Origin of the sequence: Campylobacter sp. W0014 (assembly GCF_020135975.1) — a bacterium.
Classification (GTDB): domain Bacteria; phylum Campylobacterota; class Campylobacteria; order Campylobacterales; family Campylobacteraceae; genus Campylobacter_D.
Map to the genome: position 1 here is coordinate 1 of NZ_JACHTR010000031.1, position 11,578 is coordinate 11,578.

At 28.9% G+C, this 11,578-nt stretch carries 20 protein-coding genes; 13 read left to right on the plus strand and 7 right to left on the minus strand.

Translation table 11 applies throughout. From position 1 onward, the window contains the following. From H2277_RS08005 to H2277_RS08055, 11 genes are all read left to right on the plus strand, one after another. Positions 1-863 (plus strand): Mu transposase C-terminal domain-containing protein (locus H2277_RS08005; protein WP_337201806.1); only part of this gene is annotated, 863 nt, incomplete at its 5' end. Between the two features lie 70 nt (positions 864-933). Continuing rightward, complete coding sequence (locus tag H2277_RS08010) at positions 934-1,857, plus strand: AAA family ATPase (RefSeq protein ID WP_337201808.1); 924 nt, start codon at positions 934-936, stop codon at positions 1,855-1,857. A gap of 3 nt (positions 1,858-1,860) precedes the next feature. Continuing rightward, positions 1,861-2,064 carry a sigma factor-like helix-turn-helix DNA-binding protein gene (locus tag H2277_RS08015; RefSeq protein ID WP_337201809.1) on the plus strand — a complete coding sequence of 68 codons (204 nt, stop codon included), beginning with the start codon at positions 1,861-1,863 and terminating at the stop codon, positions 2,062-2,064. Then, the gene (locus H2277_RS08020) at positions 2,048-2,233 is read left to right on the plus strand and encodes a hypothetical protein (protein WP_011049637.1); all 186 of its coding nucleotides are present in this window, start codon (positions 2,048-2,050) and stop codon (positions 2,231-2,233) included. Before H2277_RS08015 ends, H2277_RS08020 begins: the two co-directional genes overlap by 17 nt. A 95-nt stretch (positions 2,234-2,328) precedes the next feature. Next, the gene (locus H2277_RS08025; RefSeq protein WP_337201810.1) at positions 2,329-2,667 is read left to right on the plus strand and encodes a DUF4406 domain-containing protein; all 339 of its coding nucleotides are present in this window, start codon (positions 2,329-2,331) and stop codon (positions 2,665-2,667) included. 108 nt (positions 2,668-2,775) lie between these two features. Beyond that, positions 2,776-3,261: a host-nuclease inhibitor Gam family protein gene (locus H2277_RS08030; RefSeq protein ID WP_002873715.1), complete on the plus strand. Its 486-nt coding sequence runs from the start codon at positions 2,776-2,778 to the stop codon at positions 3,259-3,261. After that, complete coding sequence (locus H2277_RS08035) at positions 3,258-3,449, plus strand: hypothetical protein (protein WP_337201811.1); 192 nt, start codon at positions 3,258-3,260, stop codon at positions 3,447-3,449. The genes H2277_RS08030 and H2277_RS08035 overlap by 4 nt, the downstream gene beginning before the upstream one ends. 51 nt (positions 3,450-3,500) lie before the next feature. Further along, on the plus strand, positions 3,501-3,776 hold the full coding sequence (locus H2277_RS08040; RefSeq protein WP_337201812.1) for a hypothetical protein: 276 nt from the start codon (positions 3,501-3,503) through the stop codon (positions 3,774-3,776). Next, the gene (locus H2277_RS08045; RefSeq protein ID WP_337201813.1) at positions 3,769-4,449 is read left to right on the plus strand and encodes a hypothetical protein; all 681 of its coding nucleotides are present in this window, start codon (positions 3,769-3,771) and stop codon (positions 4,447-4,449) included. The genes H2277_RS08040 and H2277_RS08045 overlap by 8 nt, the downstream gene beginning before the upstream one ends. Then, positions 4,446-4,901, plus strand: a complete 456-nt coding sequence (locus H2277_RS08050) for a phage protein GemA/Gp16 family protein (RefSeq protein WP_337201814.1) — start codon at positions 4,446-4,448, stop codon at positions 4,899-4,901. The genes H2277_RS08045 and H2277_RS08050 overlap by 4 nt, the downstream gene beginning before the upstream one ends. 33 nt (positions 4,902-4,934) lie before the next feature. Next, positions 4,935-5,210, plus strand: coding sequence for a hypothetical protein (locus H2277_RS08055; RefSeq protein ID WP_337201815.1), 276 nt, complete (start codon positions 4,935-4,937; stop codon positions 5,208-5,210). Here H2277_RS08055 and H2277_RS08060 read toward each other — a convergent pair. After that, positions 5,202-5,873 (minus strand): endonuclease, encoded by a 672-nt coding sequence (locus tag H2277_RS08060; RefSeq protein ID WP_337201816.1) that lies wholly within the window; start codon positions 5,871-5,873, stop codon positions 5,202-5,204. The genes H2277_RS08055 and H2277_RS08060 overlap by 9 nt on opposite strands. Before the next feature lie 88 nt (positions 5,874-5,961). On the opposite strand from H2277_RS08060, the gene H2277_RS08065 reads away from it, so the two are divergent. Together H2277_RS08065 and H2277_RS08070 are read left to right on the plus strand one after the other, a co-directional pair. After that, on the plus strand, positions 5,962-6,246 hold the full coding sequence (locus H2277_RS08065; protein ID WP_337201817.1) for a Mor transcription activator family protein: 285 nt from the start codon (positions 5,962-5,964) through the stop codon (positions 6,244-6,246). Between the two features lie 59 nt (positions 6,247-6,305). Continuing rightward, complete coding sequence (locus tag H2277_RS08070) at positions 6,306-6,734, plus strand: hypothetical protein (RefSeq protein WP_337201818.1); 429 nt, start codon at positions 6,306-6,308, stop codon at positions 6,732-6,734. On the opposite strand, the gene H2277_RS08075 is transcribed toward H2277_RS08070, so the two are convergent. The 6 genes from H2277_RS08075 to terL form a co-directional block, all read right to left on the minus strand. Beyond that, positions 6,712-7,689 (minus strand): phage tail protein, encoded by a 978-nt coding sequence (locus tag H2277_RS08075; RefSeq protein ID WP_337201819.1) that lies wholly within the window; start codon positions 7,687-7,689, stop codon positions 6,712-6,714. The two genes, H2277_RS08070 and H2277_RS08075, sit on opposite strands and share 23 nt — an antisense overlap. Beyond that, positions 7,683-7,874 (minus strand): tail protein X, encoded by a 192-nt coding sequence (locus H2277_RS08080; protein WP_070282398.1) that lies wholly within the window; start codon positions 7,872-7,874, stop codon positions 7,683-7,685. The genes H2277_RS08075 and H2277_RS08080 overlap by 7 nt, the downstream gene beginning before the upstream one ends. Then, positions 7,867-8,241: a phage tail protein gene (locus tag H2277_RS08085; protein ID WP_337201820.1), complete on the minus strand. Its 375-nt coding sequence runs from the start codon at positions 8,239-8,241 to the stop codon at positions 7,867-7,869. The genes H2277_RS08080 and H2277_RS08085 overlap by 8 nt, the downstream gene beginning before the upstream one ends. 234 nt (positions 8,242-8,475) lie before the next feature. Continuing rightward, positions 8,476-9,714, minus strand: a complete 1,239-nt coding sequence (locus H2277_RS08090) for a phage minor head protein (protein ID WP_337201821.1) — start codon at positions 9,712-9,714, stop codon at positions 8,476-8,478. 1 nt (position 9,715) lies between these two features. Continuing rightward, positions 9,716-11,080, minus strand: a complete 1,365-nt coding sequence (locus H2277_RS08095; RefSeq protein WP_337201822.1) for a DUF935 family protein — start codon at positions 11,078-11,080, stop codon at positions 9,716-9,718. A gap of 9 nt (positions 11,081-11,089) precedes the next feature. After that, positions 11,090-11,578: phage terminase large subunit (gene terL / locus H2277_RS08100; protein WP_337201823.1), on the minus strand; the 489-nt coding region annotated here is incomplete at its 5' end.

The following is an 11,578-nucleotide window of genomic DNA, read 5'->3' on the forward strand; positions in this document are numbered from 1 at the left end:
TGGAAAGACGCTTTGGGACACTTCAACATGCAGGAATTTCTAAAATGCATGGATATATTGGCAATAATCTTGCCAAAAGAGAAATGATAGAGCAAAAAACTCCTAAAAAAGAAAGAAAAGCTAAAGATGAATACGGCTTTGCCAAAAAGACCAATCAAAAATTACTTCACACTTTTAGCGAAGCTTGTGAGTTTTTAGAAGCTGAAGTGATTAAATGGAATATGAGTAAAGTTCGTCGTAAAAAAGGCGTTAAAACTCCACTTGAACTTTGGAACTCTTGTGATAGAGCTATTGTAAAAATATCTTATGAAGAGTTTTTATTTAACGCTGGAAACAAAGAAATTAGAGTAGTTAATAAAAAAGGAATTTTATTTCAAGATAGGGTTTATAAGAGTGCAAATTTGCCAAGCGTTGGCACAAAAGTAAAATGTGTACAAAATATCGACAATGTCAAAGAGCTTTTCATTTATGATTTAAGCGGAAACTTCCTTTGTCTAGCTCTTGATGAAAGTATAGCTAAGCTTAGTAAAGAAAGCTTTAAAATGCTTAAAAAAGGATATGAAAGCGAAGTTAAAGCGATTAAAGAAGTGCTTAAAAAAGATGAAATTACTACCTTTACTAAACTTAATATTAAAGCGGATTTAAATGATTTGAAAAATGTTTTTGAAAACTCACTTGCAGAGGTTAAAGAAGTACATCAAAAATCACTTGCTAAAGAAAGTTTAAAAACTCAAAGAGAATTAGAAAAGATTAAAAACAATGCTAATGCTGATGAGCTTATCTTAAATGCCAAAAAAGAAATTAAAAATGATGAAGAATTTGATATGGATGCTTTTGTAGATAAAAAGTATTTTGCAGGTTAAAAGCTGTTTAAAGCTTGATTAATTCAAGTTTTAAAGAGTTTTTACTCATAAAAAAACAAAAGGAAATAAAATGGATTTAGTTGAACAAACCAAGAAGTTTTTAAACACCCAAAACATCTCTCAAAACAACTTAGCTGATCGTTTGGGAATTAACAGAAGTTATATGGTTGGCTATATGAAGGAAGGAAGTGCTTATAAATATGCCTTAAAAGTTGAGCCTTTACTTGAAAAATATATCAAAAGTTTCGTGGAAGAAAAAAGTGTAAAAGAACTTCAAACTCCATTTATTGCTACCAAAGATGTAAAAGCTATCAATGTAACGATTGAAAGTGCTATGAGCAATCGTGAAATGGGAGTAATCATTGGAGAAGCAGGAACTGGCAAAAGTCGTGCTATTAAAGAATATGCTAATAAAAATGGAACAAGAGTGGTTCTTTTTGAAGCAACCACAGAAACTAGTAAAAGAATGCTTTTAGTGGGTCTTGAGAATAAGTTAAATGTATGCTTTAAAGGCTCACTTGATGATAAAATCAGAGGTATTGCTGCTGAACTTGCAAGAACTTCAAAAGTTTTAATTATTGATGAGAGTGAGCATTTGCCATTTCGTGCTTTGGAATGTTTAAGACGCATATATGATTTTTCAAATACAGCTTTGATCTTAGTAGGCACCAAAAAACTTAAAAACAATCTAACAGGTATTGGCAGAAATGATTATAACGAATATGGGCAATTAAGCTCTAGAATTGGTGCAAAATGGGAATTAAAAGGACTTTGCTATCAAAACAAAGAAGGTTTAAAAAATGAAGATTTAAAAACTCTTTGCTCCTATTTTAATATAGAAGATAAAAAAGCAATTGATTTGGTTTTTAACTTAGCTCGTGGCAATTTTAGAAAAAGCGAAAAACTTTTAAAAAGAGCTAGAGATTTTGCAGATGGAGCTGATGTAGAAGTTAAACACATCGAAGCTGCAGCTTCATTTTTAATGTTGGGATAAAAAATGACCTTTGAAGAGATAGCAAGAGAACTGGGTATTTCATTGACACGTGTTCATCAAATCTATAAACACGCTATTAAAAAATTAAGAAGTCCTAAAAATAAAGATAAATGGCTTGCTATCTTTGAAACTTTAGACTTAATAGAACAAGAAAAAACAAAAAGAAACAATTTAATACAAGGAGTAGATCATGACAACAATGATTAAAGGCGAAAAAGCAGACTATAGTGCTTCATTGTTTGAAGTAAAAGGTGCGGGTATTTATTTTAAAAAAAGCGGCACTTTTGTGGATGTTTTAAAAGGAATTTATCCTGATTATATTGCACAAAAAATTCTTAATTTTCATTTGAATAAAAAGCTGAATAAAAGTGCTTGATTTAAAAGCACTTTAATTGCGTTTTTTCTTTTTAAGTCTTTTTTTAAGAAGACTTAAAAAGGGTAAAACCCTAAAATCATCAAAAAAGGAGAACAATGCCATTAGTTTATATAGCAAGTCCTTATAAAGGCTTAGCTGTGCAAGAAAGCAGACGCAAATCATTAGCCATAAGCGTTGCCGAGCAAGAATGCTTAAAAATTATACGTGAATGTGAAGATTTTACGCCTATTTCGCCCATACTACAATTTAGCTATTTGGAAGAGAATAAACACAGAGACAAAGCTTTACAAATGGGGAGAGAGCTTTTAAAAGCGTGTGATTATATTTATCTTAGCAAACACAAAGACGCTAAAAATTCAACAGGTATGCAAGAAGAATTAGTATTAGCTAAAAAGCTAGGAATTAAAGAATTAACTTTAGAGTTGCCCTTATAGAAAGGGTTTAAGGATAGTCAAAAAAAGAAATAAGTATGCCATGTCTTTAAAATATGGTTTTTGTTTATGGGATTATCAAATCGAAAAATATAAATTAAAGGAGAATAAATGCAAATAAATAGTTTTGAAGATGTTAATTTAGCACTTAAAAAAGTAGCAGAGCTTAGTGTGCAAATAGAAAAAATCAATGGAGAGGTAACTTTAGCTTGTAATGAAATCAAAGAAAGCCGTGCAGGAGAGATTAAAGTTTTAAGCGATGAGCTTGGATATATAGAAGCTTGTATCACTACTTTTTGTGAAAATAATAAACATGAATTTGCTGAAAAAAGATCTAAGGAATTTACCTTTGGCAAAATTGGTTATCGCTTAAGTAAAAGTGTATCTTTACCACGTGTAAAAGAAAAACTAGAAAGTTTAATCAAAGCCTTTAAAAGCTATGGGCTTAATGAGTGTATCACTTACAAAGAAGAACTCAACAAAGAAGCCATAGTAGAACTTGAAGATAGCACTTTAGTGAAACTTGGACTTAAAAGGGTTACAAAAGATAATTTTAGAATAGAACCAAAGATTGAAAGCTTGGAGATAGAAAAATGAGACTAAACAAACTTTCTTTAATCACTGCAAGTCTTTTAAGTAATGTTTTTAATGCAAAAACAACTTATTTTAATGGACTTAAAGAGCTTGATTTTAGAAATAAACCAAAGGTAAAAAAGAGAAATCTAAAAAGAAAAAAGAAGATGAACTTAAAACAAAAAATAAGAGCTAGAAAAAGAAAAATTTAACAAGTCCATTAAAACTAATGGGCTTAATTAAGTTTTTAAAAAAGGAAAAAAATGAAATTTATTCCACCGAGCAAAGATGAAATTATAAAAACTATTGATGAATTTAATGCTAAAAATTCTTGCTCTATTCCTTATTTTATAGCTGATAGTTTTATAAATTATTATAAACAAGATGATGGAAAATGGCTTATGGCAAATAACAAACCTTTAAAAAATTGGAAAAGAGCTTTAAAATCAACTTGGCTTCCAAAGCTAGCCAATAAATACAAAAATAAAGATAATCAAAAGACGTTAGCTTCTTGGTTAGAAAAGGGTTTTAATGAATAATGCTAAAGAAGTATTAAAAGAACTTTTTGGTATCAGTGAAGTTCAAGCAGTAGCTATAGAAAAGCTTTACTTTCAGGCAAAAACACCTAAAGATATATTGGGTTTTAAAAAATATTATGATTTAACCATGTTAAAAAAGCAATTTGTTGGAACAAGCTATGAAAAATTATCCCTTGTTTGTGCTTATGCGGAACTTGATTTAAAGAAAAGATATGAAAATATAGAATCTTTTTTAGAATGGCTTTTTATTTCTTTTTCTAATCGTTTTATTTTTCAAACACGCAAAGGCGATTTTTCATACTCTTATGTGCTTAAATATTATGATGGCAATATTGCTTATGATGAAAAAGGCAAACCTATTTTAAAGCATTATGATTGTGAAGATAGTGTTTATTATATTAACGCTAATAAAGAACTTTGCGATGAACAAAAAAGACCTCTTGCTGCTGGGGTGTTTTATAATAAACTTATAGAATATATGTTTAAAAATCAAAATAAAATTATTTATGATAATCAAATCAAGATTGCACCTGTTGCTAAAACACCAATTGCTACCCAAGCTATCAAAGATTATGAGCAAAATTATCTAGAATACAAGCAAAAACAAAACGAACTTTATAGTGTCAATAAAGATAAATTTATTTCAAGGTTAAAACAAAGGTTGGAAAAATGAATACACAAGAGGCATTAAAAAAACATTTGATTAAAATCATACATACTTTAAAAAAAGAAGCTAATTTGAATAATGATGAAGATTATCGCTGGGTCTTAAATCAAAGATATGGTAAAAATTCAAGTAAAGATTTAAATCTTGAAGAGCTTAAGGATTTTGCCATGACTTTAGGTTATAAAGAGAAATTTTTAAAAAACAAAAAAGCAAGATATTTAAAAAAAGAAAAAGCCCAAAAAGGTAAAGCCACACAAAAGCAATTAAATATGATACAAGCTATTTGGAGTAAAAATGCCAAAAAACCTACAAGATGGGCTTTAAGAGAATTCATTAACAATATCATTAAAAAACGACCTTTACATCTTTGGTATTTAGATAAAGAAGAAGCCAATAAGATTATTTTAGCACTTAAAAATTTAGAAAACAACAGCACACATTCAGCTAAACGAAGCTAATGTTGTCTCTGTAAAAAACAAAAGGAGATTAAAATGATTTTAGAAATACATTCTTATAATGCAGAGCTTTTTTTAACCTTAGATATAGAAAAGCATTCTCAAGTTGCTTTTGCTGCAAAAGGAACTAATATTGAAATAATGCATAATGGCATTACCCATCAAATTAAAACCGATAAAGAGTTCGGGGCTTTACTTAATGTGGTTTGTGATATCAGAGAAAAACTTGATGAAAGTTTTAATGAAAAAGATAAAAGCTTAGTGATTGATATAGATGAAATTGTGGCTAAAGTTTGCGAAGAATTAGAGTAATTCTCTAATTCTTTTTTCTTTTTCACTCATAGGATATTGCTTATCCCAAGCCTCCATAAGCTTTCTTTCTTGATCTGATAATTTAATATTATAAGTTTTACTCATATATAAATAGCTTCTTGCAATCCAACCCTTAGAATAATCAGCTGGGTAAAATCTTTTTGCTTTAAAATCAGTATAGACTTTACAATTTCCGTATTGATTGTATTCTAAATTTAAAGGAGCTTGTGCGTATCTAAAATTGCTTCTATCTCCGTTTATTTCCCCGATCGCTGGGACTAGATTTTGCTTATCAGCTTCCATCTTTTGAAATACTGGATCATTTTGACAAGCTTTCCTACCTCCTTTTTTCCAACAAGGCAAATGTCTTCCAAAATTGTAAGCTGGCATAATATGTTCCCATTCTATACGCTTGGCTCTTTGATTGATTTTTCCCTTTTTTGTGTATTCATTTCTGGGACTATATTGATTTGAAGGAAGAACTTCAAATTTAATATATTTTCCTTTCTTATTAACCTTAAAAGGCGCATTGCAATAAAAATCATACTGATAATCACTTCCTAAGCTCTCATATAATCTAGCAAGTTCTTTTTTGCTTTCATTAAAACTATCAGCAAACAATAGGGTAAAACTTAACAATAAAATGCTCATTATTTTTTTCATAATCTCTCCTTTATTTGTAATTATAACCTATGAAATAAAATTTAATTTTTTGCTATAATTTTTAAAAAATCTTTTTTAGGAAACTACTTTGCTTTCAAATAATGAATATTTTGAATATTTTATTGATTTTGTAAAAAATAATAATAAACGTGAAATTTTAAAAGAATTTGGCGGATCAAATATTTATATTCCAAGCTATAAAACACTCATGAGAGATAAAGAATTAAAACAAGATTTTAAAACACTTATAAAACAAGGTTTAACCACTAAAGCAGCAAGTATAGAATGTGCCAAAAAATACGATTTAAGTTTGAATGCTGTTTATTTAATCACTAAAGAACTAAGAGAAAAATTAGAACCAAGTTTGTTTTAACGTCTTTATAATATAATTATTAGACTTAAAAAATTAATTATATTATAGGAGGTATATTTATGAGCAAAGGTAACTTATCAACAGAAATTTATATTATTGAAGGTCAAGAATATATTCTTGTTTATGGTGAAAGTCGAATAACAAAACACGTTAATACTTTAACATATACTATTACACCTTTATATCAAAATGGTATTCCATATAAAATTACTTTTAAGATCTTTCAGGATGGTAAAGACGGATATGATGAATTTAAAAAACAGACTCTATATAGAGATTATCCTTTGCACATGGAAACATATGCAACGATTCAAAAAGATGAAGTGAAAATAATAGATGAAGTGAAAATAATAGATGAAAATCCTTTTGTTAAAGTTGAAATAACATGCGAGGCTATAAAATATATAATCAATTTAGATAAAATGGTTAAAAGTGACATTATAAAAGATATAAGAATTAAAAAACTTAACTCTCAAACTCGACATTAATCATATAAGCTGAGTCATTAAAATTATGACTCACACTTTTAATACTAAACTCATAAATATCAAGTTCTATTCCTTTAATCTTTAGTTTTCCACCCGCTCTTAAATTTCTTCCTGCCAGTTCACATCTTCCATTTACGCCACCCTTTTGAAGTTCATTTAGCTTAGCCTGTGCTTTTTTAAAAGCTTCATTATCACTTTTTGGTTGTGCTATTTGCATTTTAAAAACATTATTCCCACTTCCTACTTTTATGCTTTTCATTTTTGCTTCATTGATATCTTGCCATTCTACTATTACAGCTGAGTATTCATTTCTAGCACTTTCTGAAATTTCTAATGAAATGCAGTCATTTAAAGATATTTCATAGCTGGGTAAATTTTGATTTTTTGGAGTAATATTGGCAGCAGTATCACTAACTTTTCCATCTTTTGGGGTTATAATGAGTGTATTTTCCTTAATACAACAAATAAATCCATAATCAAAACATATACCATACAAGAATTCTAAATTGCTTTGATTGTTTTGTAAAATGCTTACTATATTTTGATCCTCTCCAGTGGTTTTTAGTTTTAAATTATTTTCACTTGATAGCTTTTTAGCAATAGCAAAAAGGGTTGTATTTTCAAAACTTCTTGTCTTTTTTTCTTTTATATTTGTACTTCCTTTTCCGCTAAAATTGACCGCACTTGCTCTTACTTCAGTGGTATTTGAAATATAATTTTTACTCACAACATTTACGCTAAAAGTTCCGCATTTATAAAGCTTTTCGTAGCCAAGCCAAAGTTCCAAGCTATCTCCAAAAAGCACTTTAGAATAAAGACCAAAAATGCTTAAACTCATTTCATCGCTTTCGTCCTTTTCTTTATCTTCAAAACTGATACTTATAAGATTTTTAGAGATCTTTTGTGTAACATCTTTGCCTTTTGCAAGAAGTTTAAATTGCGGTTTTCTTACCATAAAGTTTCTTCCTTATCTTCTTTGATTTCAATCTCTGGTAAAATCACTTTATCTCCTGTTTTTAAAATAGGATTTAATCTTGGATTAACCCTTAAAACCTGATCAAAATATGAAAGCGTTCCATAATGATTATAAACTATGCTATCAAGCCTTTCCTCATTTTTTGCAATATATTTTTTACTCATCAAAATCCCTTTCTAATTCTAAGCTAAAACTTTGACTTACAAAGCCGCTTCCATCAACAAACGCACTTTGATTTTCACTTAAATTTAAAATGACAAATTTTCCATAATATCTTCCATTTGCTCCTGTTAAGGTGTAAGAAATTTGCTTTTTTGCCATCTTTTCTAATGAATCTAAATAAGTGTTTTTATCCCCTCTTAAAGGTAAGGTTTTTCCTTGTATTTTAATCTTTTCATTTGCTTTAGAACTAGCAAATAAAGCATTATAATTGTTTAATCTGTTTTGAGTTGTAATTTTAAAATCTAAACTTCTTTCCAATGCATCAAAATTTAAAGCTTTAAATTTGAATTCTCCCAAAGCTAAAACCATTTTAAACTCCTTTTCAGTTGTGTCAAGCTAAAATTATCTTAATTTAGATAGAGTTGATGGTTGCAATGTAGTAGTTGAGGATGTGCGGTAACCAGTCCGAGAACACATCGTATTGTGGGTGCAAGTCCCACCGCTCTATCTAATATGAAGCGAAGATGTGAACTCTATGTGAGTGGTAAGCACAACGAGAAGCTTAAAGCTTTGGTGGTGTTGTGGGTTCGAGTCCCACCCGCTTCACTTAATTTTTTCTAAATGTTTCAAACCTTTTCTATCTTTATCAACCTTTCCAAGTGTAATAACCGCATTTGTTTTTCCAAATTTTTTCAATTGATAATCAGGTCTTATAATGATTTTATTCACTTTTTTGCTATTTCTTAAATCATCAAAAAAATAAATTAAGCTTTTTTCTTTTTTGTCCCAATAAACCTCTTTTGCCTCATCCAAAACCTTAACAATCTGTTTGATTTCATCCACACTTAAAGCTTGGTTATAATTTGCTTTTCTTTTTGGACTTGCGTGTAAGAGATTGTTTTTACTTAAAGTAAAATACAAATCTTCCAAATCTTTTTTAGTTAGTTTTTCTAAAAATGTTTTGGTGGTTTTATCTATTTTTCCAACTTGAATAAAATTAATGGGATATTTTTGATTTTCTTTGATGATGATTTCATCTACCATCTCATCCAAGCTTTTTTGCCAAACATAAAGTTCTTTATCATGAATAAAACTTTTAACTTCTTTTGCTTTTTTAGCCGCCGCACTTAGCATATTAAGTCTTATAAAATTTTGAACGACTTCAGTATTTTTTTGATTATAAAGTTCATCTAAAAGTTCTTCGTCATTAAAGCCATTAAATTCATTTTTTTCTAAATTTGCTACAGGAGATTTTGAACCTTTAATCTCACTTTCTCCTACATTTAAAACATAACACCTGCAACCAAAATCATGCATAGTGACATGTGGATAATGAGTATCCCAAAAAGGATCATCTTTGGGCAAAACTATGCCATCAAACGCCCTGTGTTTATCTCTAACAAGAGAATCTTGTTTAGTGCAATATTTAAAATAGGGTTTAGTGCTTTTCATTTGATTTTCATAAATGGCTTTAGCTTTAGCTTTTCTTGAGTTTTCTTCAAAGATTTTTTTTAATCTTGCGCTATTAAAATTGGTTTTTTTAATCTCACCTGTTCTTGGATTTACAAGTTCTTTTGAACCCCACCAACCTTTTGCTTTTAATTTTGTTTCAGCAATTTCACTCCAAGTACTAAATTTATCTCCGTTTTTAATAGCTTTTACTAAAGAGTCTTGCAAATCTTTTAATAACCCATCATCCATAAGTTTGGCAATAGTAAAAACTTTTTTATGGGCAGAATGAGAAATTTCATCATAATCAAAGCTAATTTGTGGCTTTTTATTTTTTAAAAATTCAACAGCCTCAGTGGGTTCTGAGAAAAAACTTATTCCAGCACCAATCATTTTATTGCTCCAAATATCCTAAAATACTAGAATTGCTTAAAGCTATAAAAAGATGTTTTTCAAAATCGGCTTGTTTCAAACTAGAAAATTTTTCTTGGAGTTTTTTAAGTGCCTCATCATAATCTTTGCATTCTTTAACAATATTTTCAAATTGATCTTTAAAGAACTTTGCCATTGTTTCATCAACTTTTAAATATTCTTTTTGCTCTAAACCTTTGTCAATAAAATCTTCTTCAAAGTTCTCTTTAAAATTTGCTTTATTCTCAAACAAAGCTTTTTCATTTTCTTTATTCTTTGTAAGATTTTGAATTAAATTACCTTCTACGTTGTAAGTATTTTTAATGTATTCTTCATTGAAACAAAAACCCATATTAAAGAGTTTTAAATCTCTTTCGCAAAGTTCGCTTTTTGGATTAGATTCATTAAAAAATTGCACATAAAGCTCTTCTTTAAAACCATTGATTTCTTTAAAAAATTTAAGCGCACGATTTAAAATAAAAAGAACTATTTTTGCATCTTGTTCAGCTAAATCTTTTCTGATTTCATTATGAGACTCGGTTGCTGCTAAAGATCCACCGCTAACTTGAGAGCTTAAATTGGCTCCTAAGATCACACTTCTTATTTGATTATCAAGATAATCTATTATTTCATTGTAATTTGCTTTTGTTTTTGGCTGGATCAAATCAAGTTCTTCTTCTTTATCAATAACCGCACTATCTCCATTTAGCATTTGATTAACCTCGCAAGCTAATGCATCTGGATCAGAATCTGTTTTAGCAACCGCCCAAGGACTTCCAAAACGTTCTAAGAATTCCATCCAAAATTTTAAACTAGCGTTTTTAAGTTTTACAGGAAAATAAAGTTTGGTAATAAGAGCATCACCATTTGGGAATAAAAAATTAGATCCAAAAAGTCCATAAATAACTTTTCTATCTTCTATTTGCATTTCATTTCCAAAACCATAATAACAAAGCTTTTCCTCTTCATTAAAGCCAAAATTTCTAAAATCTCTTTGCTTTAAAATGGGATAATAAAAACCATTTTTCAATTTGTAATTGACTTCAAAAACATTAAGTCCATATAAATAAGTTTCTAAAATTTGACATATTAAATCAGGATGAAATAAATCTTCAAAAACATTTTTAATCTCTTCATTCTCACAGATGATTTGTAATTCTTTGGATAAAATCACACTCCTTCTTGATTGATGAGATTGTATAAAGCTTAAATCTTTAAAAATCATTCTTTGATTTGCTTCATTAATCATTTCAAGCTTCAGGAAATTAGAATTAAGCAAAGTATCGATAAGGGTATTGTTTTTTAAGATTACTTCTCTTTTGGTTTTATTTTTTACTTCTTTTTTCATTATTATCCTTTAATAATGTCTTATTCTAGGTGTAAAATCATGAGTTCTTCTTTTAATACTTGATTTTGTTTTTGCTAATAAAAATGCACCCGCTAAAGAATCAGGTGCATCATCATTTTTGCCCTCTGGAAATTCTAAGAGTTGTTCTATAAGTAAAGTATGTTTTTTGTGCAAAAAAAGCTCTTCATTTTCAAAGGCAAGGCTTAAACTTTCAATACGTTCGAATTTGCTTGTGCTATTGTTCTTGCCTCTTAAAGGTAGGAATATTCCATTTTCAAAGCTTTTTTGAAGAATCCATTTCTTTAAGAAAAATTGTCCCCCATTGGTTTCAATTTCAATCAAACGGCATTTATAAATCTTTTGAAGATTAAAAATAGTTTTTATAATGCTTTGAGCTTTTAAAATCTTTACAATGCTTTCTACAACATAAAAGGCATTTTCTGCTTTGCCAATGATTGTAATGGCGGTAAAATCACTTTTTGCTTTTTCTCCTGCTGG

Coding starts and splice junctions, on each gene's coding strand:
- H2277_RS08080 (WP_070282398.1), bottom strand. CDS start 7,874: ATGAGTAAAAAATATATTGCAAAAAATGAGGAAAGGCTTGATAGCATA.
- H2277_RS08045 (WP_337201813.1), top strand. CDS start 3,769: ATGAATAATGCTAAAGAAGTATTAAAAGAACTTTTTGGTATCAGTGAA.
- H2277_RS08020 (WP_011049637.1), top strand. CDS start 2,048: ATGACAACAATGATTAAAGGCGAAAAAGCAGACTATAGTGCTTCATTG.
- H2277_RS08035 (WP_337201811.1), top strand. CDS start 3,258: ATGAGACTAAACAAACTTTCTTTAATCACTGCAAGTCTTTTAAGTAAT.
- H2277_RS08095 (WP_337201822.1), bottom strand. CDS start 11,080: ATGAAAAAAGAAGTAAAAAATAAAACCAAAAGAGAAGTAATCTTAAAA.
- H2277_RS08030 (WP_002873715.1), top strand. CDS start 2,776: ATGCAAATAAATAGTTTTGAAGATGTTAATTTAGCACTTAAAAAAGTA.
- H2277_RS08090 (WP_337201821.1), bottom strand. CDS start 9,714: ATGATTGGTGCTGGAATAAGTTTTTTCTCAGAACCCACTGAGGCTGTT.
- H2277_RS08070 (WP_337201818.1), top strand. CDS start 6,306: ATGAGCAAAGGTAACTTATCAACAGAAATTTATATTATTGAAGGTCAA.
- H2277_RS08040 (WP_337201812.1), top strand. CDS start 3,501: ATGAAATTTATTCCACCGAGCAAAGATGAAATTATAAAAACTATTGAT.
- H2277_RS08075 (WP_337201819.1), bottom strand. CDS start 7,689: ATGGTAAGAAAACCGCAATTTAAACTTCTTGCAAAAGGCAAAGATGTT.
- H2277_RS08060 (WP_337201816.1), bottom strand. CDS start 5,873: ATGAAAAAAATAATGAGCATTTTATTGTTAAGTTTTACCCTATTGTTT.
- H2277_RS08050 (WP_337201814.1), top strand. CDS start 4,446: ATGAATACACAAGAGGCATTAAAAAAACATTTGATTAAAATCATACAT.
- H2277_RS08015 (WP_337201809.1), top strand. CDS start 1,861: ATGACCTTTGAAGAGATAGCAAGAGAACTGGGTATTTCATTGACACGT.
- H2277_RS08025 (WP_337201810.1), top strand. CDS start 2,329: ATGCCATTAGTTTATATAGCAAGTCCTTATAAAGGCTTAGCTGTGCAA.
- H2277_RS08055 (WP_337201815.1), top strand. CDS start 4,935: ATGATTTTAGAAATACATTCTTATAATGCAGAGCTTTTTTTAACCTTA.
- H2277_RS08010 (WP_337201808.1), top strand. CDS start 934: ATGGATTTAGTTGAACAAACCAAGAAGTTTTTAAACACCCAAAACATC.
- H2277_RS08085 (WP_337201820.1), bottom strand. CDS start 8,241: ATGGTTTTAGCTTTGGGAGAATTCAAATTTAAAGCTTTAAATTTTGAT.